At 64.6% G+C, this 24,351-nt stretch carries 18 protein-coding genes, 1 tRNA gene, 1 other RNA gene and 2 pseudogenes; 13 read left to right on the top strand and 9 right to left on the bottom strand.

Annotated features, from left to right (window positions below):
* Positions 1-52: 52 nt before the first annotated feature.
* From hrpB to ffs, 3 genes are all read left to right on the top strand, one after another.
* On the top strand, positions 53-2,533 hold the full coding sequence (gene hrpB / locus CFE35_RS20560) for an ATP-dependent helicase HrpB (protein WP_292933527.1): 2,481 nt from the start codon (positions 53-55) through the stop codon (positions 2,531-2,533).
* An 82-nt stretch (positions 2,534-2,615) separates the two neighbouring features.
* The gene (locus CFE35_RS20555) at positions 2,616-2,894 is read left to right on the top strand and encodes an ETC complex I subunit (protein ID WP_292933525.1); all 279 of its coding nucleotides are present in this window, start codon (positions 2,616-2,618) and stop codon (positions 2,892-2,894) included.
* A gap of 111 nt (positions 2,895-3,005) precedes the next feature.
* An RNA gene (ffs, locus tag CFE35_RS20550) (signal recognition particle sRNA small type) lies at positions 3,006-3,100 on the top strand.
* Here ffs and CFE35_RS20545 read toward each other — a convergent pair.
* On the bottom strand, positions 3,096-3,587 hold the full coding sequence (locus CFE35_RS20545; RefSeq protein WP_292933524.1) for a DUF4188 domain-containing protein: 492 nt from the start codon (positions 3,585-3,587) through the stop codon (positions 3,096-3,098). The genes ffs and CFE35_RS20545 overlap by 5 nt on opposite strands.
* A gap of 96 nt (positions 3,588-3,683) precedes the next feature.
* Between CFE35_RS20545 and CFE35_RS20540 the strand changes: the two genes are divergently transcribed.
* The 5 genes from CFE35_RS20540 to CFE35_RS20520 all read left to right on the top strand — a co-directional run bounded on the left by CFE35_RS20540 (position 3,684) and on the right by CFE35_RS20520 (position 10,206).
* On the top strand, positions 3,684-5,567 hold the full coding sequence (locus CFE35_RS20540; RefSeq protein ID WP_292933522.1) for a DNA polymerase III subunit gamma/tau: 1,884 nt from the start codon (positions 3,684-3,686) through the stop codon (positions 5,565-5,567).
* Complete coding sequence (locus CFE35_RS20535; RefSeq protein ID WP_292933521.1) at positions 5,564-5,899, top strand: YbaB/EbfC family nucleoid-associated protein; 336 nt, start codon at positions 5,564-5,566, stop codon at positions 5,897-5,899. Before CFE35_RS20540 ends, CFE35_RS20535 begins: the two co-directional genes overlap by 4 nt.
* 163 nt (positions 5,900-6,062) lie before the next feature.
* Positions 6,063-7,082, top strand: a complete 1,020-nt coding sequence (locus tag CFE35_RS20530) for a VacJ family lipoprotein (protein ID WP_292933520.1) — start codon at positions 6,063-6,065, stop codon at positions 7,080-7,082.
* Positions 7,083-7,268: 186 nt separating this feature from the next.
* The gene (gene lon, locus CFE35_RS20525; protein WP_292933518.1) at positions 7,269-9,674 is read left to right on the top strand and encodes an endopeptidase La; all 2,406 of its coding nucleotides are present in this window, start codon (positions 7,269-7,271) and stop codon (positions 9,672-9,674) included.
* A gap of 259 nt (positions 9,675-9,933) precedes the next feature.
* Positions 9,934-10,206, top strand: a complete 273-nt coding sequence (locus CFE35_RS20520; RefSeq protein ID WP_292933516.1) for an HU family DNA-binding protein — start codon at positions 9,934-9,936, stop codon at positions 10,204-10,206.
* A 97-nt stretch (positions 10,207-10,303) separates the two neighbouring features.
* Here the strand turns inward: CFE35_RS20520 and CFE35_RS20515 are convergent, their stop codons facing one another.
* Positions 10,304-11,206 carry a hypothetical protein gene (locus CFE35_RS20515; RefSeq protein WP_292933514.1) on the bottom strand — a complete coding sequence of 301 codons (903 nt, stop codon included), beginning with the start codon at positions 11,204-11,206 and terminating at the stop codon, positions 10,304-10,306.
* Positions 11,207-11,245: 39 nt separating this feature from the next.
* Positions 11,246-12,070 (bottom strand): 23S rRNA (guanosine(2251)-2'-O)-methyltransferase RlmB, encoded by an 825-nt coding sequence (rlmB, locus tag CFE35_RS20510; protein ID WP_292933512.1) that lies wholly within the window; start codon positions 12,068-12,070, stop codon positions 11,246-11,248.
* Between the two features lie 198 nt (positions 12,071-12,268).
* On the opposite strand from rlmB, the gene CFE35_RS20505 reads away from it, so the two are divergent.
* The 3 genes and pseudogenes from CFE35_RS20505 to CFE35_RS20495 all read left to right on the top strand — a co-directional run.
* Positions 12,269-12,354: transfer RNA gene (locus CFE35_RS20505), tRNA-Tyr, on the top strand.
* Between the two features lie 207 nt (positions 12,355-12,561).
* A complete protein-coding gene (locus CFE35_RS20500; protein ID WP_292933510.1) occupies positions 12,562-13,746 on the top strand; it encodes a site-specific integrase in 1,185 nt (394 codons plus the stop codon).
* 62 nt (positions 13,747-13,808) lie between these two features.
* Positions 13,809-14,267, top strand: a pseudogene (locus CFE35_RS20495) (IS21 family transposase); the annotation flags it as partial.
* Here CFE35_RS20495 and CFE35_RS20490 read toward each other — a convergent pair.
* Positions 14,263-14,415, bottom strand: a pseudogene (locus CFE35_RS20490) (IS3 family transposase); the annotation flags it as partial. The pseudogenes CFE35_RS20495 and CFE35_RS20490 overlap by 5 nt on opposite strands.
* Before the next feature lie 243 nt (positions 14,416-14,658).
* Here CFE35_RS20490 and CFE35_RS20485 point away from each other — a divergent pair.
* Positions 14,659-15,624 (top strand): efflux RND transporter periplasmic adaptor subunit, encoded by a 966-nt coding sequence (locus tag CFE35_RS20485; RefSeq protein ID WP_292933508.1) that lies wholly within the window; start codon positions 14,659-14,661, stop codon positions 15,622-15,624.
* 10 nt (positions 15,625-15,634) lie between these two features.
* On the top strand, positions 15,635-18,709 hold the full coding sequence (locus CFE35_RS20480; RefSeq protein ID WP_292933506.1) for an efflux RND transporter permease subunit: 3,075 nt from the start codon (positions 15,635-15,637) through the stop codon (positions 18,707-18,709).
* Between the two features lie 556 nt (positions 18,710-19,265).
* Here CFE35_RS20480 and CFE35_RS20475 read toward each other — a convergent pair.
* The 5 genes from CFE35_RS20475 to CFE35_RS20455 form a co-directional block, all read right to left on the bottom strand.
* Positions 19,266-20,459: an IS91 family transposase gene (locus tag CFE35_RS20475; RefSeq protein WP_292933504.1), complete on the bottom strand. Its 1,194-nt coding sequence runs from the start codon at positions 20,457-20,459 to the stop codon at positions 19,266-19,268.
* A 4-nt stretch (positions 20,460-20,463) separates the two neighbouring features.
* Positions 20,464-21,369, bottom strand: coding sequence for a site-specific integrase (locus tag CFE35_RS20470; protein ID WP_292933502.1), 906 nt, complete (start codon positions 21,367-21,369; stop codon positions 20,464-20,466).
* Positions 21,370-21,515: 146 nt separating this feature from the next.
* On the bottom strand, positions 21,516-21,677 hold the full coding sequence (locus CFE35_RS20465) for a hypothetical protein (RefSeq protein ID WP_292933500.1): 162 nt from the start codon (positions 21,675-21,677) through the stop codon (positions 21,516-21,518).
* Positions 21,678-21,799: 122 nt separating this feature from the next.
* A complete protein-coding gene (locus tag CFE35_RS20460; RefSeq protein WP_292933498.1) occupies positions 21,800-23,455 on the bottom strand; it encodes a M10 family metallopeptidase C-terminal domain-containing protein in 1,656 nt (551 codons plus the stop codon).
* 221 nt (positions 23,456-23,676) lie between these two features.
* Positions 23,677-24,351 (bottom strand): hypothetical protein (locus CFE35_RS20455; RefSeq protein WP_292933497.1); only part of this gene is annotated, 675 nt, incomplete at its 5' end.

The raw sequence follows: 24,351 nt of genomic DNA, 5'->3' as shown, positions 1-24,351 counted from the left end.
TAGGGCCTAGCATGGATTGCGGCCCTCGCGCAGGGTGCTTAGGGCATCAGGTGTGAGCAACCTTCCCATCCATGCCGTGCTGCCCGAATTGCTGGCTGCCTTGCGCGCGCAGCCTTCCGCCGTGCTGATCGCGCCGCCGGGGGCGGGCAAGACGACGGCGGTGGCACCGGCGCTGATCGGCGAGGGCTGGTGCACGGGGCAGGTGATCGTGCTTTCGCCCCGGCGCGTGGCGGCGCGTGCGGCGGCGGAGCGGATGGCGGAGCTGCTGGGCGAGGCTGCGGGCGAGACGGTGGGCTATGTCACCCGGCTCGATGCCAAGCGCGGCCCGCGCACGCGCATCGTGGTGATGACCGAGGCGATTTTCGTTTCCGCACTGCTCGCCGATCCGGAACTTTCCGGCATTTCCGCCGTGCTGTTCGACGAAGCGCACGAGCGCGGGCTGGGGAGCGATCTGGCGCTGGCGCTGGCCATCGAGGCGCAGAGCGTGCTGCGCGATGATCTGCGGCTGGTCGTGATGTCTGCCACGTTGGACGGCGCGCGGTTTGCCCGGCTGCTGGGGAATTGCCCGGTGGTGGAGAGTGAAGGGAAGGCGCATCCGCTGGCGCTGCGCTGGCTGGGTTCGCGGCCCGATCTGAAGCCCGAACAGGCCGCCGCAAGCGCGGTGGTGCAGGCATGGGGCGAAGCGGAGGGCGATATTCTCGCGTTCCTGCCCGGCGTGGCACAGATCGAGCGGTGTGCGGATCTCCTCGCAGAGCGCCTGCCGCAGGCGCTGGTGCTGCCGCTGCATGGGCAAGTGGAGCCTGCGGGCCAGCGCGCGGCGATCCGGCGCGATGCTGGGGGGCGGCGGCGGGTGGTCCTGGCGACGAGCATTGCCGAAACCTCGCTGACCTTGGACGGCGTGCGGATCGTGATCGACGCGGGGCTTTCGCGGCGGTCGGAGTTTGACAAGGCGGCGGGCATTTCGCGGCTGGTGACGGTGCGCGCCAGCCAGGCATCGGCGGCTCAGCGCGCGGGCCGGGCGGCGCGGCAGGGGCCGGGCGTGGCGTATCGCCTTTGGGAAGAGGCGGCGCATCCGGGGCGCGAGGCGTTCGATCCGCCGGAAATCCTGACCAGCGATCTCACCCCGCTGGCGCTGACTTTGGCGCAGTGGGGCGCTGGCGATCCGGCGGCGATGGCGTGGATCGATCCACCCCCAGCTGCGGCGATGGCGGCGGCGCGGGGGGCCTTGGCGGCGCTGGGGGCGCTCGATGATGCCAATGACTCTGGGGGCCAGATCACGGCGCATGGGCAGGCGATGGCATCGCTGCCGATGGAGCCCGCCTTGGCGCATATGCTGCTGTTTGCCGCCGCGCGCAGGCAGGCTGAGGACGCGGCGCGGCTGGCCTTGCTGCTGCAGGAGCGCGGGCTGGGTGGGCGTGGCGAGGATCTGGCGGCGCGGCTGGAGCGGTGGCAGCGTGAACGGGGCGGACGGGCGGAGGCTTCGCGCAAACTGGCGGAGCGCTGGGCCAAGGCGGCGGAGCGGGCAGCCCGCGAGCTTGGCGCAGAGCGAGGGCCTGAGGTGCCGCTGGGCGTGCTGCTGGCGGAGGCTTTCCCGGACCGGATCGCGCGGGCGCGAGGGAGCAGCGGGGAAGAATGGCTGGCGTCCGGCGGGCGCGGCTATCGGCTCGATCCGGCGAGTTCGCTGGTCCGCTCGGCGTGGCTGGTCATCGGCGATGCGCAGGGCGAAGCCAAGGGCGCGCGGATCACGGCGGCGCTGGCTTTGGATGAAGTCGAGGTGACGCGGCACCTGACGCACCGGATCGAGGCGCGCCATGCGCTGACATGGAATGCGGCAGAGGCGCGGGTCGAGGCGCGGCTGGAGCGGCGGCTGGGGGCGGTGGTGCTGGCGCGGGTGCCCGATCCTGCGCCCCCTGCTGCGGCGGTGGAAGCCTTGCTGCTGGAGCGGCTGCGGGCCGAAGGGCTCGCGCTTCTGCCGCTGGGGGACAAGGCCTTGGCGCTGATCGAGCGGGCGCGGTACGCCGGGCTGGCCGCACTGTCCGAAGAGGCCTTGCTGGCCGAGGCTGAGGACTGGCTGGGGCCGCTGATGGCGGGGCGGCGCGATTTCCAGATCGGCGCGGGCAAGTTGCACGAGGCGCTGCTCGCCCGGCTGGACTGGAATGCGCGGAGCATGCTCGACCGGCTGGCACCGGCGGAGTTTGCCTCGCCAGCCGGGACGAACCATGCCATCGATTATGGGCACGAGGGCGGCCCGGCGGTCGAGCTGCGGGTGCAGGCGCTGTTCGGTTTGGACAAGCATCCGATGATTGGCGATCTCCAAAGCGGAACGGCCCGGCCCTTGCTGCTCTCGCTCACTTCGCCGGGGCAGAAGCCGATCCAGACAACGGCGGACCTGCCGGGCTTCTGGCGCGGATCGTGGCGCGATGTGGTGAAGGACATGAAGGGCCGCTACCCCCGGCACCGCTGGCCGGACTCGCCGTGGGAGGAAGAGGCGAGTTTGCGGACCAAGAACGCGTTTCAGGCCGGGAAGCGGTAGATCGCCGGGGCTGCGCTGTTGCGCTCTGTTTCGCGCCAACCCGCACTTGATTTCAAAGCCGATTCGGGGCCATGGGGCACGCATGACTGCACGCATCTATCAGCGCCCGAAGAACGCCATGCAATCGGGCAAGTCCCGCACCGATCAGTGGGTGCTCGAATTTGCGCCCGCTGAGGCGCGCAAGCCCGATCCGCTGATGGGCTGGGCCGGTTCCGGCGATACGCAAGTGCAGGTTGTGCTCACGTTCGCTTCGGCAGACGAGGCCAAGGCCTATGCCGATAAGTATGGCATCGCCGCGCATGTCAGCCCGGTGCCGCCCAAGCGGCTGAAGCTGCAGAGCTACGCGGACAATTTTCGCTAGGGCTTACCCCTCCGTCAGCCCTGCGGGCTGCCACCTCCCCCTTTGTGCTTCGCAAAAACGGGGAGGATCTGGAGAGGATTGCTTTTTCCGTCGGGCCTCGCCATATGCGCCGCGGGAGTCGGGCGGACGTTTGCTGTCGCCAACCTGGTCAGGTCCGGAAGGAAGCAGCCACAACGATGTGCGGCGGGTCGCCCGGCTCCTTCAATCCCCTTCGGTAATGCCTTTCATCCGCGAGCGCGCCTCGTTGCGTGATCCCGTGGCGGGCACCGTGCCGCTGACTTTGCCGAGGCCGAAGGGCACCATGTTGGCATAAATCGTCTCGCTGCCGTGTTCGGGCACGACGTAAGTCTCGTGGAAAATGCCAACGGTGCCATCGTTGCCCACCGCCTTGTTGAACGCGGTCCATGCGGGCCAGTGCTTCCGCCCGCGCGCGCGGGCATAAGCCTCCAGACTGTCGAAATCGCGCCAGTATTGCACGAGGACGACGGTGCGCAGGTTGCGCAGCATGAACTCGCTGCCGAGGAAGCCGCTGTCGGGGTCTTGGTGAAGCTCTTCCAGCATCGGCCCCATCGCGCGCAGCACGGGGAGCCACTTGCCCACCTTGTGGAAGTGATTGATCCGCATGCCGATCAGGAAGACGACGACGGAGCCCTGATGGGCGGCGGTCATGCGGCCGGGGGTGATCTTGCTCATGCAAGGAGGGTTTCATTCTGCAACCTGTCTGTCAATCCCCGGCAAGCTGTGTCCGAGGGCTTCGACAATTGGCGCTTGAGCGCCTAATCAGGGGACATGGCCGATTCCACCGACATGTTTGGCGATCCCGTGGGCGACGAGGATACGGGCGCGCCCGAAGTAGCAGCCCCTACGGCGGCGGAGCTTGAAGCGGCGGGGCAGGCCTCGATGTTCGGCGATCCCGCACCTGCGCCGACCCCAGTGGCCGATGCAGTGGTCGAAGCGGTGCGCGAAGAGCGGGCGCCGCCTCCAACTCCGGTCGCGGTTGCAGAGCCCGCCCCCGCTCCGGCACCTTCCGGCCAGCCCTACCGCGTGCTGGCGCGCAAGTACCGCCCGCAGACGTTTGGCCAGCTCATCGGGCAGGACGCGATGGTCCAGACGCTGGGCAACGCGATCCGGCGCGGGCGGCTGGCCCATGCCTTTTTGATGACCGGCGTGCGCGGGGTGGGCAAGACTTCCACCGCGCGCCTGATTTCCAAGGCGCTCAATTGCATCGGGCCGGACGGGCAGGGCGGGCCGACGATCGATCCGTGCGGAGTGTGCGAGCCTTGCGTCGCGATTGCCGAGGGGCGGCATATCGACGTGATCGAGATGGACGCGGCAAGCCACACCGGCGTCGACGACGTGCGCGAGATCATCGAGGCGGTGCGCTATGCGGCGGTTTCGGCGCGCTTCAAGATCTACATCATCGACGAAGTCCACATGCTTTCGCGCAACGCCTTCAATGCGCTGCTGAAAACGCTGGAAGAGCCGCCCGCGCACGTGAAGTTCCTGTTTGCGACGACCGAAGTCGACAAGCTGCCAGTCACGGTGCTTTCGCGCTGCCAGCGGTTTGACTTGCGGCGCATCCAGACGCCGGTGCTGGCCGCGCATTTCGCCGCGGTGTGCGAGGCCGAGGGCGTGAAGGCCGAAGACGAGGCGCTGGCGATGATCGCGGCGGCGGCCGAAGGTTCGGTGCGCGATGGGCTCTCCATCCTCGATCAGGCGATCAGCCATGCCGATATGGCCAGTGACGGGGATTCTGGCGGGGATGTAACCGCCGAGCAGGTCCGCGAAATGCTGGGCCTTGCTGACAAAACGATGCAGCGCCGCCTGTTTGGCGCGGTGATCGGCGGCAAGGGTGATGGCGTGCTGGAGGAAGTGGCGAGCCAGTTCGCGCTGGGGATCGAACCGGCCGCGATGATGCGCGCGCAGCTCGATCTGGTGCACAAGATCACCGTGGCGCAGATTTCGGGCGCGGCGGATGCGCGGTCCACCGAGGAGCGCGACGCGCTGGAAGGCTGGGCGAAGAAGCTGGGTGCCGGGGCGCTGCACCGGCTGTGGCAGCTGCTGCTCAAGGGCTATGAGGAAGTGCGCGGCGCGCCCGATCCGCTGGTTGCGGCGCAGATGGCGCTGCTGCGCGTGATGCACGCGGCGGACCTGCCGGACCCTGGCGGCCTCATCAAGCAGCTGGAGGCCTTTGCGGCCAACCCGCCAGCGGCGCAGGCAGTGGCGCCAGCCGGTTCTGCCGCGCCGGTTTCCGCCGCACCGCCCAGCCCGGAGGCCGTGCTGGCGCAGTGGGCCGGGCTGGTCGAGCAGATCGAGCAGATTTCGCCGCTGATCGGCTCAGCCATGCGGCTTTCGGTGAAGGTGGTCTCGCTGAAGCCCGGGCACCTCGTTTATGCGCTTGCGCCGGGCATTGCGGGTGATCCGACGGCGGACATGCGGCGCGGCCTTGAAGGCGCGACAGGCGGGCATTGGCAGGTGGAGCGCAGCAGCGATTCCGCCGCCGCCATGCCCAGCCTTGAAGAAGCCCGCGCGGCGGCGGCAGCGCGTGAGGAAGCAGCGCTGCGCGAGGACCCTTTGGTGCGCGCGGCCTTTGCCGCGTTTCCGGGGGCTGAAATGATCGACGAAAGCACTATATCGGCCGAGAATCGCAAACCTTGGAGCAGACGCGCATGAAGTCGATGGAAGAGATGATCCAGGCCGCACAGGCCGCCGCGCAAACCATCCAGAAGCAGATGGAAGACGCGCAAGGCAAGCTCGATCAGATCGAGGTTGAAGGCGTGGCGGGCGGCGGGCTCGTCCGGATCAAGGCCTCGGCCAAAGGCCGCGTCATCGGCGTGGCGATTGATGACAGCCTGATCGATAAGGCCGAGAAGGGCATTCTCGAAGACCTCATCGCCGCCGCGTTCAACGATTGCCGCCAGCGCGCCGATGCCGCTGCCGCAGAGGAAATGCAGAAAGTGCAGATGGCGGCAGGCATTCCGCCGGGCTTCAAGCTGCCGTTCTGAGCGGGCGTTCTGCCGCGCGCAGTGCGCGCGGCGGTCTGGCGCCCGGGGGACACAGGCGCTATAACAATTCGTCACATAATCTGAACGAGCGGCTGCCTTGCGCGGTGCGCTCCATAAAGGTCGTTTTCCCCTGAGCGCATTTGTCTTGCTTGCTGCCGCCGCGATGGCCAGCGCCCCGCCTGCCGATGGTCCGGCTCCCGTTGCTGCTCCGGAGGCGGCGTCCGCTGCTCCTGCACAGGACGCACTGCCGCCATTGCCGGGCGAGATTGTGGTGTCAGGATTGATCAAGGCGCCAGCCGAAGACCCGCTCGCGAAGGTCAACGAGAAAAGCTACGACGTGCTGCAATCGGTCGACGATGCGTTCGTCGGGCCGGTGGCGGAGGGCTATCAGAAGGCGGTGCCGCGCCCGGCACGGATGGCCTTGCGCAATTTCATCCGCAACTTGCGCGAACCGGTGGTCGCCGTGGCCTATCTGCTGGAGATCAAGCCGGGCAAGGCCTTCGAGACCGTGGGCCGCTTCGGTATCAATTCGACTGTGGGTCTCGCTGGCACGATCGACGTTGCGCGCAGCAAGCCCTTCAACCTGCCCTATCGCCAGAACGGCCTGGCCAATGTGCTGGGCTATTACGGCGTCGGGCCGGGGCCTTACCTGTTCCTGCCGCTGGTGGGGCCAACGACGGTGCGCGACTTGTTCGGTCTGGTGGTGGACCGGCTGGCGCTGCCGCTGGCGGTGGGCACGCCGTTCAACAAGGCGTGGTACGCGATCCCGATCAACATTGTGGATTCGCTCGATTATCGCAACGAGGCGGACGAGGACTTCCGGCGCTTGCGCAAGGCCGCCGATCCTTATTCGACCTATCGCCGCGTCTACCTGCAATCGCGTTTCGATCAGATCGAGGCGCTCCACGGGCGCGGGCCGCTGGTGAAGGGTCAGGTGCGCTACGGGCCGTTCGCGCGGCCGATTGGCGATGCAGCCGGGGCCATTTCATCGGCCGAGACGCGGGTGATCGAGGCGGATGACAAGGCGGCAGATGCGGCTGTCACACCGGATGCTGCATCCCAGCCAGTCCCCGCACCTGTTGCGGAGTCGGCGCCGCCTGCATCGCCCCCGCCCCCGTCACCGCCGCCATCACCGCCGCAGCCCGTGTTCATTTCGGAGCCGGTGGTGCAGCCGATCCCCTGATCAGGGGCTTTATCGCAGCGGCTCGCAGGCGTTCTTTGCGATAGGGCTTGATGGGGTTGCGGCTGCGAAGGGGTACTCCACAACCCCGGTACAAGGGGCCATTGCGGACGGGTAGGTGGGCACCCATATTCGAATGCAAGACGCTGCGATCCGGCTTTCGGCGCAGCGGGAATGGAACTGGTGAACATGGCTCAATACCCCCTGCTTCCCTTGCGCGACATCGTCGTGTTTCCCGGCATGGTCGTGCCGCTGTTTGTCGGCCGCGAGAAATCGGTTGCCGCGCTGGAAACCGCGATGGCGGGCTCGAAGGAAATCTTCCTCCTCGCCCAGCTCGATCCGGGCTGCGACGATCCTGACCGCGACGATCTTTATGATACCGGCGTGGTCGCCACGGTGCTCCAGCTGCTGAAGCTGCCCGATGGCACCGTGCGCGTGCTCGTCGAAGGGCAGCAGCGCGCCGAACTGAAGACGCTTTCGGTCGAGACGGTGACCGAGGGCGAACTGGTGCTGGCCGAAGTCGCGCTGATTGAGCCTGAAGTGGCATCCGGCGCGGAAATATCGGGCATGATGCGCTCGGTCGTCGATCAGTTCGGCGAATATGCCAAGCTTTCCAAGAAGCTGCCACAGGATGCGGGAGCGCAGCTGGGCGATATCGACGATGCCGGCAAGCTGGCGGATGCCGTCGCGGCAAACCTTGCCGCCCGCGTCGCGGAAAAGCAGGCGCTGCTGGGTGAAGCCGATCCGATGAAGCGGCTCGAAATGGTGCTTTCCTTCATGGAAGGCGAGCTTGGCGTGCTGCAAGTGGAGCGCAAGATCCGTGGCCGCGTGAAGCGCCAGATGGAAAAAACCCAGCGCGAATATTACCTCAACGAGCAGTTGAAGGCGATCCAGTCCGAACTGGGCGGCGGCGATGACGGCGAAGGTAACGAGCTGGCCGAGCTGGCCGCGAAGATCGAGACGCTCAAGCTTTCCAAGGAAGCGCGCACCAAGGCGACCGCCGAGCTCAAGAAGCTGCGCACGATGCAGCCGATGAGCGCGGAAGCGACTGTCATCCGCAATTACCTCGATGTGCTGCTCGGCCTGCCCTGGGGCAAGAAGTCGAAGCTCAAGAAGGACATTGCGGCGGCGCAGGCCGTGCTCGATGCCGATCACTATGCGCTCGACAAGGTCAAGGACCGCATCATCGAGTATCTCGCGGTGCAGGCGCGCACCAACAAGCTGAAGGGGCCGATCCTGTGCCTCGTCGGCCCGCCGGGCGTGGGCAAGACCAGCCTCGGCAAGTCGATCGCCAAGGCGACCGGGCGGCAGTTCGTGCGCCAGTCGCTCGGCGGCGTGCGCGACGAGGCCGAGATTCGCGGCCACCGCCGCACCTACATCGGCTCGCTGCCGGGCAAGATCGTGACCAATCTCAAGAAGACCGGCACGTCGAACCCCCTGTTCCTGCTCGACGAGATCGACAAGCTCGGTCAGGACTTCCGCGGCGATCCGGCTTCGGCGCTGCTGGAAGTGCTCGATCCCGAGCAGAATTCGAAGTTCCAGGATCACTACCTCGAACTCGATATCGACCTCTCGGACGTGATGTTCGTGTGCACGGCCAACAGCCTCAACCTCCCGCAGGCGCTGCTTGACCGCATGGAGATCATCCGGCTGGAAGGCTATACCGAGGACGAGAAGGTCGAGATCGCCGAGCGGCACCTGATTGCCAAGCAGATCGAGGCGCACGGGCTGAAGACGGGCGAGTTCACGCTGGAGCAGGCCGCGCTTCGCGATCTGATCCGGTACTACACCCGCGAGGCCGGGGTGCGCACGCTGGAGCGCGAGATCGCGCGGCTGGCGCGCAAGGCGCTGCGGCGGATTCTGGAGAAGAAGGACACCGCCGTCACGGTGACCCCTGAAAACCTCGCTGACTTCGCTGGCGTTCGCAAGTTCCGCCACGGCATGTCCGACGATGAGAACCAGGTCGGCGCGGTGACGGGTCTGGCCTGGACCGAAGTCGGCGGCGAACTGCTGACGATCGAAAGCGTGACAGTGCCCGGCAAGGGCGCGGTCAAGACGACCGGCAAGCTGGGCGAAGTGATGAGCGAGAGCGTCCAGATGGCGTTCAGCTTCGTCAAGGCGCGCGGGCCGAGCTATGGCATCAAGCCTTCGATCTTCAACCGCAAGGATTTGCACATCCACTTGCCCGAAGGCGCCGTGCCCAAGGACGGGCCGAGCGCGGGCGTGGGCATGGTGACCGCGATGGTCTCCACGCTGACCGGCATTCCGGTGCGCGCAGATGTGGCGATGACCGGCGAGGTCACGCTGCGCGGGCGGGTGCTGGCCATCGGCGGCCTCAAGGAAAAGCTGCTGGCTGCTCTTCGCGGCGGCATCAAGACGGTGCTGATCCCCGAGGAGAACCGCAAGGATCTGGCCGAGATCCCGGCGAACATCCGCGAAGGGCTGGAGATCATCCCGGTAAGCCATGTCGACGAGGTGCTCGCACGCGCGCTGACGGCGCCGATCGAGGCGATCGAGTGGACCGAAGCGGACGAACTGGCGGCCAGCCCGGTGCCTGCAGTGGGGGGCGGGGCGGCCACGCCTACCGCACACTGATCATCCTTCTCCGGCAGTGCAGCATGAGCGTCAATGCTGCACTGCCGCGGTGCAGCATTAACGTTCGTTTGGTTCATTCGTGATGTAACGGTTAGGTGTCGACCCACATCGGCCGCAACCAGCCCGGATTCCCGGCGAAATAAGGTGATTCCGGGCGCTTTTGGCTTTGACAGCCGATTCTTTCTCGGCTCTCTTTCCGCTACCAGAATTTCGATTCAGGCAGCCGGATGTTTGCATAAAAGCCAATGGGGGTTTCGCAATGAACAAGAACGATCTGATCAGCGCAGTGGCCGATGCAAGCGGCCTTTCGAAGGGTGACGCGACGAAGGCGGTTGAAGCCGTGTTCGACAGCGTTACCGGTGCGCTGGCCAAGGGTGATGAAGTGCGCCTCGTTGGTTTCGGGACTTTCTCTGTCGCCAAGCGCAAGGCTTCTACCGGACGCAACCCGCGCACCGGTGAACCGATGTCGATCAAGGCTTCGTCGCAGCCGAAGTTCAAGGCCGGCAAGGGCCTGAAGGACGCGGTCAACTAAACCAGCACAAGCAGCGCGGGGCCTTTCGCAGGCTGCGCGCGCCTTGCACCAAAAACGCCGCGCCGGGAAACCGGTGCGGCGTTTTTGTTTTGGCGTCCTATTTCGCCAGCTTGATCAGCGCTGTGGGTGCTGAAGCGGTGCGCATGTCCACCTTCCAATCGAGCCGGGTGAGGCCCCCGGCCGCTTCGGTTTGCGGGCCTTCATCGGTGTTGTTGGCAAGGATCTGGCCGTCGGTGCGCACGGTGAAGGTGCCCTCGGCAATCGGCGGGCCGTCGCTGCCGGATTTGGCGCCCGATTTGGAAGTGGCCTTCATTCCCCCCATTGCGCCTGCCATCCCGGCAAGTCCGGGCATGACCGGGTTGGACGCCGCCGTGCTGAAGGCTGGCGCATCCACCCGCACCGAGCCATCCGCGCGGCGGATCACCGATACGAACGGCATGACCATCGGCAGGCGCTCGATCGTGGGGAAGGTGAAATCGTGGTCGAGCCGGCCCGAGATCGTATAGTCCACCTCGAACTTGCCCTTGCCCTTGCTGACCACCGAGGCGAAGCCCTGCTGGCGGGCGAGGCGCTGGGCAAAGGCTTCTGCGGCCTTGGGATCATCAGGATCGATGCCGCCCATCATGGATTGCATCATCTTGCGGTTCTGGGCGTCCTGGGCGGCCTTGGTCGCCTTGCGTTCCTTCTGCTCGTCGTTCCACTTCGCGCGCTGCTGGGCGATTTCAGCGGCCGTGCAATCGTGCGTCTCGTCCGTCGCGGGATCGGTGCACGGCTGCTGTTCGAAAACCGGCGCTTCGCTTTCGTCTTCGGTCCGGGCGGAGGAGCCATTGCCCGCCAGCGCGGCGAGCACGATCTCGCCCTTGTAGTGGAAGGTGAACGTGCCATCCTTGCGAACCGCCAGATCGCTGGCGAAGCGCCCCGGCAGCACCATGCAGCCTGCAAGCACGAGAAGCATGGCGGCGGCACCGAGCGCGGCGGCAAACTTGCGGTTGGCAATCATGGCCCATCCCCTTTTGCACGGGGGCGTGGGCCGGCTGGGTCAGGCGGCCTCGCCCCGAGTCGCGACAGCATAGAGTGCAATTGCTGCTGCATTGGAAACATTCAGGCTTTCCACGGCCGAAGCAATTGGCAGCCGCGCGACGGAATCGCAGTGCTGCGCCACGTTGTGCCGCAGGCCTTCGCCCTCCGCGCCGAGTACGAGCGCGACCGGGCCGGCGGGGAGTGCCGAGGGGAACACCGCGCTGCCATCGCCATCGAGGCCGATCCGCCAGTATCCGGCTTCCGCGATCTGTTCGAGCGCGCGGGCGAGATTGACGACCCGCACCCACGGCACGACTTCGAGCGCGCCCGAGGCGGATTTTGCCAGCGTGCCCGATTCGGGCGGAGCATTGCGATCCTGCGTGATCAGCGCGGCGACATCGAAAGCGGCGCAGCTGCGCAGGATGGCACCGACATTGTGCGGATCGGTGACCGAATCGAGGATCACCAGCGTGCGGCCCTCTGCCTCCTCCAGAATATCGGGCAGGGCGACATCATCGAGCGCGAGGCATTCCAGCACCAGGCCCTGATGCGGCGCATCGCGCGCGACAAGCCGTGCCAGATCGAGCGCCTGGGCATATTCGACCGGCAGCGTGGGGGGCAGGTCGGCATCGTTGTCATCCAGCAGCGCCTGAATCGCTTCGCGCGTGCCCCACAGCTTTTTCGCGACGCGCGCCGGATTGGTCAGTGCCGCCTCGACCGCATGGCGGCCCCAGAGCCGCACCGCGCCGGTTGAGGCCCGGCCCGATCCGCGCCCGCCCTGCATTCGCCCCGCGCGGCCGCGCATCGGCTTGCTGCGTCCGGTATTTTCGTCGCGCTTGGGCATCGCTTGGCTTTCCATGCTGGCAAAGTGTCGCTTGGCCCATGCCAGCCGCCCCGAGGACAGGCAAGACTATTGACAGGTGGACCATTGACAGGCGCTCAGCGCTTCGCCAAAGGAGCGCCTCACTCGGCCGGGCGCGGTGCTTTTTCAACGAAGCGCAGCAAAATCGGGGGTTCGCCCCCGCACCGGCAACACTGGTGTGGACAGGTGGCCGAGTGGTTAATGGCAGCAGACTGTAAATCTGCCCGCGAGAGCGTACGGTGGTTCGAATCCACCCCTGTCCACCACCAGACTCTCCACAGAGATCCCCGAAAAGCCCTAGAAGTCCAGTAATTCTGGGCATATTCTCGCATCTACCGTCCGCATGACGCCACACTTATTTGCGTGCAGCCAAGCCCAAGTGTGGGGGTAATGTGGGGGTAACGTGGGGGTGAATGACTTACCCCCACACTTTTGCTTCCCCGATGTGTGGGGAGAGAATGTGGGGGTAAATCGTGGGCAATCTCACAGCTCTTGCGGTCAAGGCAGCCATGTCGACTCCGGGAACCTACCAGGACGGCGATGGGTTGTTTCTGAAGATCGACAAGCGAGGCGGTGCCTATTGGCTTCTGCGTCTACAGCGCGATGGCAAGCGTCAGGACATCGGGCTGGGCAGTGCGAAACTTGTTTCGCTCGCAGAGGCTCGCATGCGAGCAAGCGAGCTTCGCAAGGTCTCTAAAGTCGACAAGCGCGATATCCTTACCGAAAAGAAGGACGAGGCTGCGGCCAAGGTGACCTTCCGTGAGGCCGCATTGCAGTATCACCGCGAGAATGAAGCGTCTTGGAAGAGTGCGATCTACAAACGCCAATGGCTAGCGAGCCTCGAAAACTACGTGTTCCCGAAGCTGGGTAAGAAACCGACTGGCAGCATAACGTCCGCAGACATCATCTCGGTGTTGAACCCGATCTGGCAGGAAATCCCCGATACAGCCCGACACGTACGGAACAGGATTTGTACCGTGCTGGACTACGCACACGCCAAGGGGTGGCGCTCGACAGAGGCGCCTTCGGGAAGTGGCAGCCTCAAAGCAGGACGCGGTCTGCCCAAGCAGATCAAGCAGCGCGAGAATCGTAAGGCGATGCCCTATGTCGAGTTGCCGAGTTTCCTCGTCGCGCTGCGCCGAAAGCCTACCTATGGGCGACTGGCGTTGGAGTTGTTGATCCTTACGGCAACCCGCTCCCAGGAAGTCCGGCGTGCGACTTGGGATGAGTTTGACCTCGATGGAAAGCTGTGGACCATTCCCGCCGAGCACATGAAGCGCTCGAAGGCGCACATGGTCCCGCTTTGCGATGAAGCAATGGCGGTTCTGGCCAAGGCTAACGCTTTGCGTCAGGCAGGTACCAACGTTGTCTTTCCGGGAGTTGGCGGAAAGCCATTGTCAGACATGTCACTCCTCAAGGTGCTGCGCGACATGAGTGAACCCCTCCATGTCCACGGCTTCCGCTCTACGTTCACCGATTGGGCTGCCAACGAGGGCATTCCAGATGCTGTTGTTGAGGCAGCGTTGGCACACAAGACGCCTGATGCCGTGCAAGCGGCGTACCGACGTACGACATATCTTGGCACGAAGGATCAGCCCGGTGCGCGTGTGAAACTCATGGAGAGCTGGGGTGCCTTTTGCAGGAGCGAAGCGAGGTAACATGAGGCCCGGCTTTCCATCAGGTCGATTTGGGGCCAAGTCTCCTGCGCCAACGAAGCAGACAACATGCCGCCATACGGACCGGGACCTGCCTGATCAGCTTTGACCGCTACCGCTATTCTGTCATGGCCAAGGCCGCACGGCGTGCCGTCCAGGTCCGTGCCTATGCCGACCGGATTGTCGTCCGCCTCGGCGATGAGGTTATCGCCGAGCATGCCCGGCACTTCGGCCGTGACCGGACGATCTACTATCCCTGGCATTATCTCCCCGTCCTCGCCAACAAGCCCGGCGCCTGGCGCAAGGGTGCCCCCTTCCATGGCTGGGACTTGCCGCCGGCACTGACGCGGCTGCGCCGCAAGCTGGGGAGCGGTGACGAGGCCGACCGGCGCTTCGTGCGCGTTCTGGCCGCTGTGCTGACCGATGGCCTGGAAGCGGTCGAGGCTGCGATCCGCGAGGCACTCGATGCCGGTGCCGCCAGCGACGAGGTGATCCTCAACATCCTGGCGCGATACCGCGAGCCAGCAACCTGTCCCCCGTCAGCCCATCGAGCACGATGCGGATCTTGTCCTCGGCAGAGAAGTGCCGCCGGGTCTGCCGCCGGATGTCCTTCACCACCCGCTCGGCAGGGGCCTTGGCAGGCGATTTTTTCAAGGAGTGTTGGGACTTCATCTTCGTTCCTTCGTCACTACGACGAAGCCCCAACACTCCTTAAATCACAACCTCAAATCTGTGCCATTGGTGCTGACGGGGGACAGTTCGAGATATCGGGTGGAGGCTTCACAACCAAGAACCAGTTGCAAAATGCTACCCGCATGATACCGCTTTAGCGATCAGAAGGGGAGGTCAATGCAGCGCGCTTGTGGGGTGTTGATGACATGCGTGCTCGCCGCCTGCGCACAACAACCGACAGCCGTGACCCCAGCAGTCCCGCAAGTCCGGATCGCGCAAGTCGGCGGCACGACCGCCCCCGATGCAATCATCGCCAGCGGCACAGTTGCTTGGCGGCGTGAGACATCGCTAGGCTTCACCACTGCCGGACGCATTGTGACGATCGCTGTCAACGAGGGGGACAGCGTGCGCCCCAGGCAACTCCTTGCCGCGCTTGATACAACCACGGTAGCCGCAAGTGTCTCCGCCGCTCGTGCTGAGCGTGAGCGCGCTGCGGCGGAATATGCGCGCAGCGTCAAGCTGTTCGAACAAGGCTGGGTCACACGGCCGCGAGTCGATACGGCTCGGGCGACGCTCGCATCTTCCGAAGCCAACCTGCGCAGCGCCGGCTTTCAATCTCGCAACGCAGCCATCGTGTCCCAAGGTGCAGGTGTCGTGCTGGCGCGGCTGACTGACCCCGGGCAAGTCATTGCCGCCGGAACCCCGGTTTTGATCGTCGGCGAAGCAAGCGGCGGCCGTGTGCTGCGCCTACCGCTCGCCGACCGCGACGCAGCCCGGTTGCGCGTGGGTGCTCCTGCAACCGTGCGGCTTTCCGCGCTCGGGGTCGAGCTTGCCGGGGCCGTGATCGAAATCGGCGGCAAGGCAGACAGCACAACAGGGACATACGTCGTCGAAATCGGCTTGCCCGACGATGCGCGGCTGCGCGCCGGCCAGATCGGTACGGTGTCGATCATCGCGAGCGGGCTTGGCACGATGTCGCTGCTCGTCCCACCCGCCGCCATTTTCGCACCGCGCGCCGGGCAGGCGTTTGTTTATGTCGCCGACCCCGTAACCAAGCGGGTCAAACTGCGCCGGGTCAGCATCGGTGAGGCAGGCGACACCGCAATCCGCGTGACTGGCGGGCTCCGGCGCGGTGAATGGGTCGCGACCTCGCGGATCGACCGGCTAGCTGACGGCATGGTCATCGCACCGCTTCGGGCTGCCAAATGACGATGCGCACGTGAACCTGACTGCTTTGGCCGTCCGGCGCTGGCAGGCAACGCTTGTCGGATTCCTCTTGCTGGCAGTGCTCGGTGTATCCGCTTTGCTGGGCATTCCGCGTTCGGTCGATCCCCATTTCCCTTTTTCGCTGACGGTTACAACGGTTGTTCTGCCGGGCGCCGATGCCGCCGATGTCGAAGAAACGATTGCCAAGCCGCTCGAAGAAGCACTGCAGGGTCTCGATCATGTCCGCGAGATCCGCTCAACCTCAAGCGAGGGCATTGCCGTCATCGTGGTCGACTTCGAACACGGCACCGATGCCGATCAGGCGCTCGATCGCACCGTGCGCGTTGTCCAGTCCGCGCGCGACCAGTTGCCGCAGGGGATTGCCCGCATTGCGTTTCGCCGTCCGCGTCCGACGGAAGCCGCAGTGCTGCAGGTCGCACTGGTCAGCGACACTGGTTCCTGGCGGCGCATGGCCAAATATGCGCAGGACTTGCGTGAACGGCTGAACGTCGTTCCGGGCGTGCGCACGGTTGCGGTCGATGGCGCGGCCCAGCCCGAAGTGCGCGTGGCAATTGACGCCGGGCGGTTGGCGGAAGCGCGCATTCCAGCTTCAGCCGTCGCCAACGCCATCCGCCAGGGCGGGATTGATTTGCCCGCAGGATCAGTCAGCACCACGGGTCGGCGCTTCAATATTCAGGCGGGGGGAGCCTATCGCAGTATCGAGGCGATCCAGCGCATTCCTGCGCGCGCCGTAGGGGGCCAGGTCGTGACCGTGGGCGATGTTGCCACGGTAAGCTGGGCCGAGGCCGAACAGACGCACATAGCGCGCTTCAACGGGCACCGCGCGCTGTGGGTTTCGATCCGCCAGAAGGATAGCGTCGATGCCGGGACGCTGCGCAAAGGCCTGGTGAAAGCGGTCGATGATTTTCGCGCCGACTTGCCGCCAGACATGAAGCTTGAAGTGGCATTCGACCAGAGCCGCGACATCGCACACCGCCTGGGTGAACTGGCACGCGATTTCGGCATTGCGCTGGCGCTGGTGATGATCACGATTCTTCCGCTGGGCCTGCGCCCCTCGCTGATCGTGATGATTTCTATTCCCCTGTCGCTGGCAATGGGCATCCTGCTCCTCGCCCTGTGCGGCTACACGCTCAATCAGATCAGCATTTCAGGGTTCATCATATCGCTCGGGCTGCTCGTCGACGATTCGATCGTCGTCACCGAAAACATCGAGCGGCACATCCGCGACGGCGATCCCCCAGAAAGCGCCGCCATCATCGGCGCGGGCGAGATTTCATCTGCGGTTGCCGGCGCCACCGGCGTGCTGATCTTTGCCTTTCTGCCACTTGCCTTTCTTCCCGAGGGCTCGGGCGATTTCGTGCGCGCTTTGCCGCTCGCGGTCATTTTCACCGTAGCCAGTTCGCTGATCGTGTCGCTGACCCTCATCCCCTTCGTCGCCAGCAAGCTGCTGCGCCCCCACGCGGCAGAGGGCAACCGGCTTCTGCGCGGGCTGACCGGCTTGATAAACAGCTTCTACGCACCGCTGCTGCATCGCGCGCTTGACCAGCCGCGCCGCTGGTTCTGGGGCGCGATGGCCCTGTGCATGGCAGCGTTCGGCTTGATCCCCTTGCTGGGGTTCAGCCTCTTCCCCGTCGCCGATGTGCCCTATTTCCTTGTGCGTGTGGAAACGCCCGAGGGAAGCACGATTGCCGCAACCGACAAGGCGGTGCGCGACGTATCGGCGATCCTGGCGCGCGAACCCTCGATCACGGCGCGCATGGAGAATGCCGGACGCGGCAACCCGCAGATCTATTACAATATCCAGCCTCACGAAGAGGAACCGCGTTACGGCGACGTGTTGGTCAACATGAAGGAGTGGGACACGCACAAGAGCCCGGAAATGATCCGGCGGCTGCGCGCAAGGCTGGATGCCTATCCCGATGCGCGGGTGAGCGTGATCCGCTTCGAGAATGGCCCTCCGGTCGAAGCGCCGCTGGCGGTGCGGATCAGCGGGCCCGATATGCGCGTTCTGAAGTCGCTCGCCGCGCAAGTCGCCGGGCAACTCGGCCGGATCGAGGGCCTCCGCGACATCGACAATCCGGTTGCCTATGACCGGGTCGACATGAATCTGGGGCTCGATGGAGGCAAGGCGGCGCTGCTTGGCGTTGCTCCGGGCGAGCCGCGCCGCGCGCTGCGCCTTGCGATCTCGGGCGAGCAAGCCAGCACCTTGCGCGATGAAGAGGGTGATAGTTGGCCGGTCGTAGTGCGCTTGCCGATGGGCAACGGTCAGCTGGTCTCGGCGCTCGGTCAGGTCTATGTACCGACGATGGCGGGCGGAAGTATTCCCTTGGCACAGATTGCCCAACCAACTCTGCAAAGCACGATCCCAATCATCACCCGCCTAAAGCTTCAGCGCACCGTCACCGTCCGCGCATACAATCGGGACGGCTATCTGGCATCAGCGCTGGCGACCGATGTGCAGAAGCAGCTGGCGAACATCCCCCTGCCTAGCGGATACCGGTTCGGGCTTGGCGGCGAAGCCGAACAGGCGACGCGCAGTTTCGCCGGGCTGGGCCCAGTTATCTTGCTGGCCGTGTTCGGCATTTTCGGGGTTCTGGTCCTCGAATTCGGGCGTTTTCGCGAAACCATCGTGGTCGCTGGCGTCGTCCCGCTGGGCACGTTCGGCGGGCTTGTCGCGCTGCTGCTGACCGGCAATTCGATGTCGTTCCTGGCGATCATCGGCTTCGTTGCGTTGATCGGGATCGAGATCAAGAATTCGATCCTGCTCGTCGATTTCACCACGCAATTGCGCAACCGCGGGTTGCCGCTGCGCGAGGCCATCGAGAAAGCGGGCGAAATCCGCTTCCTGCCGGTTCTGTTGACCTCGGTGACCGCGATCGGCGGGCTGTTGCCGCTCGCGCTCGGCGGCAGCGCGCTTTACTCACCGCTTGCATGGGTGATCATAGGCGGCCTGGTCAGTTCCACCTTGCTCAGCCGGATAATCACGCCGGTGATGTATCTGCTCGCGGCGCGCAGCGAAGAAGCGCAGTCGAAGGTGATCGACGGGGGAAGGCCCGCCTCTATTTAGGCCGATCCCGACCAAATCAGTCGTTCGAACCATCCGGGAAGAGTTCAAAGGCAGACTTTCTGGACGCCAGCAGGCTTGGTAGTGCGAGGGTCATGCGTATCACGTGTTCACACGCGAATTGACAGTCAGGTTTAGAACACCAACACGAGTTTGAAACGACAACAATTGGGACGCACGGCTGCCGGGCCGCCCAATGGAATGGAAATGGCGGGTTCTCGCAGGAGAGGCCATTCACGCACGGACCGGGGAACGTCATAAGTTGTGAAGGGTTTCGGGCGCTTGCGTACGAAAGCCTCCAGTGCAGGAACCCGCGGGCCCCACGCGCTGGTCTATGGGTAAATAGGCTTTGGGATGGTTCTGGCGGGTAAGCGCTGCCGATCCGGAAGTGTCAGCTCTGGCCGGATCAACGCGACTTTGTGCGGGGTCAGACTACGAGCGGCATTGGTTTTGAGTGTCAGTGTGCGCTGCGCCCTGTTCAATTCCGGGATGGGCACGCGCTGGGTCATCGGCCGGAACAATATGAGGCCGACCGTCGTACAGGGCGAGCCATGCCGGATCATGGCGCGTTTCTCCGGGCCGATAGTGGTGGCGCTGGTGGTGCGCGCGGTTGGCACCAGCGGGCGAAGGTTTCGATGATGGTCCTGTGCCCGCCGCAACATGGGCATGGCGGGCGATGATCGGGCAGCTCGTCGGGTTCGGGCTCCTCAAGCGGTGCAGCGACGGCCAGCAGCCTGCGGACGAGCGCCATGGTGTCCTTGCGCGTTGAACTGGCGAGCAGGCCATAATGCCGGATGCGGTGGAAGCCGCGCGGAAGGACGTGGATCAGGAAGCGGCGGATGAACTCGTTCGTCGCCAGCGTCATGACCTGCTGGCGTTCAGCACCATCGCGGCGGTAGTTCTTGTAGCTGAACGTCACGCCGCCCTCGTCGAAGCCGAGAAGCCGCCGGTTCGAGATGGCAACCCGGTGCGTGTAGCGCGAGAGATAGGCCAACACCGCCTGCGGCCCAGCGAATGGCGGCTTGGCATAGACCACCCAGCGCTTCTTTCGGATCGGTGACAGATGCCGCAGGAAGGCCTTGCGTGTCGCGAGGCCCGCCAAGGTGCTGAAGAAGGTCAGCTTGCCGGCATCGAACGATGCCAACAGGCGAGTGAGGAACAGCCGACGGAACAACGCGCCCAACACGCGCACCGGCAGCAGGAAGGCTGCGCGAGACGAGATCCAGCGCGTTCCGTCCAGCGCGATGCCACCGCCGGGCACGATCATGTGCACATGCGGGTGGTGGGTCAGTGCCGATCCCCACGTGTGCAAGACAGCGGTGATGCCGATCCGCGCACCGAGGTGCTTGGGATCGGCGCCGATGGTCAGAATCGTGTCCGCAGCTGCGCGGAACAGTAGGTCATAGACCACCGCCTTGTTCTGCCACGCGATATCCGCGATCTCGGCGGGCAGCGTGAAGACGACGTGGAAGTAGCCAACCGGCAACAGATCGGCCTCGCGTGCGGCCAGCCAGGTGCGTGCGGCGGCGCCCTGGCACTTGGGACAATGCCGGTTGCGGCAGGAGTTGTAGGCGATACGCCAGTGCCCGCAGTCATCGCAGGCCTCAACGTGACCGCCCAGCGCAGCTGTGCGGCAATTCTCGATGCCCGTCATGACCTTGAGCTGGCCGAGGCTGAGATGCCCGGCCTGGGCCGCACGGTAAGCGGGCCCGGCGCTACGGAAGATATCGGCGACCTCGAGTGAGGTGCCCACCGGTTCAACCGGGAGGGGCCCTACCTTCCATCACGGCAACGATCTGGTCGAGCGGACTGGCCACCGCCCGCATGGTCTTGCTCGAAACCTGAGTATAGATGCCTGTCGTGTTGATGTTCACGTGTCCCAGCAGGACCTGGATGACGCGGATATCGACACCCTGCTCGAGCAGGTGAGTGGCGAACGAATGCCGCAATGTGTGCGGGCTTACCCGCTTGTGGATCTCGGCGCGCTCTGCCGCTTCCTGCACGACGCGGTGCAACTGGCGCGCTGAGACCGGATCCGTGCCGTTGCGGCCGGGGAAAAGCCAGCCATGTGGCAACATCACTCCCCGCCGCTTGCCTTCGCGCCACCATTGACGAAGCAAGTCCAGCAGGTGCGGTGAGAGCATGGCGTTGCGATCCTTGCGTCCCTTGCCCTGCTCGACGCGGATCATCATCCGGGTGCTGTCGATGTCATCGACCTTGAGGTGGGCAACCTCCGAGACGCGCAGGCCCGCGCCATAGGCAACGCTGAGGGCTGCTTTGTATTTGATGCCTGGCGCAGCCTCGAGCAGCCGCGCTGTCTCCTCGACGCTCAAAACCACCCGCAACTTGGGCGCGTAATGCATGACGACAAGCCCCAGCGCCATCTCCGGGCGCTTGAGGGTTATACCGAACAGGAAACGCAGTGCAGATACGGCCCCATTGATTGTTGCCGGACCAACGGCGCGTTCATGCTGATCAATCTGAAAGCGCCGGAGGTCTTCAACAGTGGCGAAATCAGGGGGCTTGCCGAGAAAGGTAGCGAAGCGCCGAACATGGCGGATGTAGTCCTTCTGCGTGTGCTCCCCGAACCCACGCATCGTCATGTCCTGCAACATACGCTCGCGCAGAGAATTGTTCGGGGTCGGGGAAGTGATGGCATCCATGGTGAGTTCCTTTCCGTTGAAGGAACTCCACGGTCGCAAGGCGACATCGCCGCTCGCAAAGCCTGAACAATACTACGCTACATCACCCCAAGCGACACTCCCGCGGAGCGGGTTCGTGCACTGGTCGTTTACAGACGAAACGCAGGTCACCAGCTCCGGCGAGCCAGCCGGTCCAGCTCCTCCTCCACCAAGAGGTGCTTCGCCAACAGCCTCGCCTTCAGCCGCTCGCGCGTCGGCTTGCGGGTGTACTTGAACAGCCACCGCAGGCGGCTGGTGGCCTTGTCGATGGCCCAGTAGGCCCGGTGCACCTCACACTCCCGCTGCGAGTGGTAACTCTAACCTCAGCGAGCCCAATCAGAGCTGGAAGAAGGTTTTGTGGCAGGTCACGCGATCGCAAGGGTGACGGGGCACAAAACCCCGTCACTTTAGATCAAAGCACCAGATCGGCAGCGGTGACCGCGTCCACGGCGGTAAGGGAGATCGCGATTTCCGCCTTGGCGTCGGCGTTAATACTTGCGTACAGCGTGTGCGTCGCGGAATTGAACCAAACGACACCCGCCGCTTCGCCTTCGACCGGCGCTGCGTTGGAGAAGGTGAAAGCGCTGCCGGACACGCCCTTTACAGCGTCGATTGCCGACAAGTTAATGCTGTCTGCGCCTGCGGTGAAGTCGGTGATCACGTCGGTCTTCTTGAGATCACTGTCTTTAACGCTGGTGAAGGCGAACACGTCGCTGCCTGCGCCGCCGGTCAGCGTATCCGCACCCTTGCTGCCGGTCAGCGTGTCGTTGCCGTCACCACCGGCCAGCTTATTGCTGTCCTTGCTTCCGATGATCACGTCATCGAACGTGCTGCCAAGTACATCTTCGATGCCCATGAGCTTGTCGGCGCCTGAAGCGGCAGTAGTGCTAGTTCCGAAGGCAACACCGATGCCGAGATCGATGGTCAAGCCGGTGCTAGCAGCGGAGTAATCAACTACGTCCTCTCCGGCGCCACCGCCGAGCTTGTCGTTGCCAGCATCCTCACCGGCAAGCAGATGGTCGTTGCCCTTGCCGCCGTCGAGCTTGTCGTTGCCAAGGCCGCCCAGCAACGTGTCGTCGCCGTCGTCGCCGCCCAAAGTGTCGTCGCCGTCGTCGCCATTGATATCATCCTCACCGGATCCGCCTTTGATTCCGTCGCTACCACTCCCGCCGTTAAGCGTATCATCGCCTGTACCGCCGGTTACGCTATCCTTTCCAGCGCCGCCATCAATCACATCATCGTCCGCGCCGCCGCCGAGCTTGTCGTTGCCGTCATCTCCGGTGATCACATCCAAACCTGCGCCGCCTGCAATCGTGTCGTTGCCGTTGCCGCCAATAAGGTCGTCATCACCTTCGTCGCCGCCAATTTTGTCGTTGCCATCACCGCCGTCCAAACGGTCATTGCCACGACCGCCGTCAAAACGATCCTTACCGCTAGTTCCGTCGCGGGCTTCATCGCGGCTGCTGTCGCGCGGGTCGGTAGGCAGAGCCGTGCCATCGAGAGCAGTGAACACCCGGCTTGTGCGCACATAGAGCGACGCGTCGTCAGCAACGTCCGGGGTCTGGCTGTAGGTTTCCACCTTGATGAAGGTTTCAAAGGTCGAGGTGATCACGACGTTCTGAGTTGCGGGATCAACGCTGATAGTCTGGTTGCGGCGCAGATGCTCAGGCTTCCAAGCGCCATCATCGAACTCGAAACCCGCCACGGTCGTGCCGCTGATCTCGAACTTGTAGAGGTCGTCGCTGCCGTTGCCACCATTGCCGCCGCCATGGTCGTCACCGCTCTCGCTACCGCCCGAGCTGCTTGGGATGACCGTGCCATCGCGCGAGGTAAACACTCGGCTGGTGCGCAGGTAGACCGATGCGTCGTCAGTCATATCCGGCGTTTGGCCGTAGGTTTCGACTTTGGTAAAGGTCTCGAAAGTCGAGGTCACAACGACATCAAGCGTCACAGGGTCGATGGTGATCGTCTCGTTGCGGTGCAGATCTTCCGGCTTCCAGGTGCCGTCGTCAAACTCAAACTGCTGGATAGCCGTACCGCTGACGATGAATTTGTAGAGATTGCTCATTATCCGTGCCCTTGCAAAAAAGGCTGGGCGCGACTCGCAAACGCTTACCAACCACTCTGCACATGACCAACAGGAGAGATGTGATACTTTGGTTACATTAACCATGTTTTAGAATGGCATGGCTGCATTCCGGCACGTCAATCGATGGCAGTGATGCGGCATCATTTTTCGAGCCGCCCATGGTTAGAGTTTACTGGCCACAGCAGCAGCGTGTTGCAGGCTCACCAAATCCCACGCGCCAGCCGGTCCAGCCCATCCTCCACCAAGAGGTGCTTTGCCAACAGCCTCGCCTTCAGCCGCTCGCGCGTCGGCTTGCGTGCGTACTTGGACAGCCCCCGCAGGCGGCGGGAGGCCTTGTCGATGGCGCGGTAGGCCCGGCGCACCTCGCACTCCCGCTGCGAGCCGTAGGCCACGCCCCAGCCGCGCACGGACGCGAAGTGCGTCTTGCCCGGCAGCAGCACCAGCGTGGTGCATTGCCTGCCCGTGTGGGGGCACAGCGCGTACCACTGCTCGCCGCCGAAGCGCATGGGGGCGTTGTCGAGCCACACGAGGCAGTCGACCCGGCTGCCGTGAGCGTGGCCGGTGATCTTGAGGTATGGGTAGGGCTCGTGGCAGTCCACATCCGAGACCAGCGTGAGCTGCGCAACGATGCGCCCGTCGCTGGTCCACGTCAGGGTGCGGCGGTTCATGCAGTGCCGCTTGATCATGTCGAGGCGCTTCAGGTCCGGCAGCGCGATGCGGATGCAGTCATCCGTCGTCGTCCGGGTGGGTATCCATCCGGCGGGGGCCGCCTTGCGCGGGTAGGTAGCGAGCGCTCTTAAGCGTGCTCTTAAGAGTGTGCTTTGGAGCGGTCGGTGGGTCAGGTGACGGTATTTTCGGGGCCCGAGCGGCGCCGT

Source organism: Novosphingobium sp. PASSN1 (genome assembly GCF_002278815.1).
The sequence above is the reverse complement of the archived record's forward strand: the minus strand, read 5'-3'. Positions and strand labels throughout refer to the sequence as shown.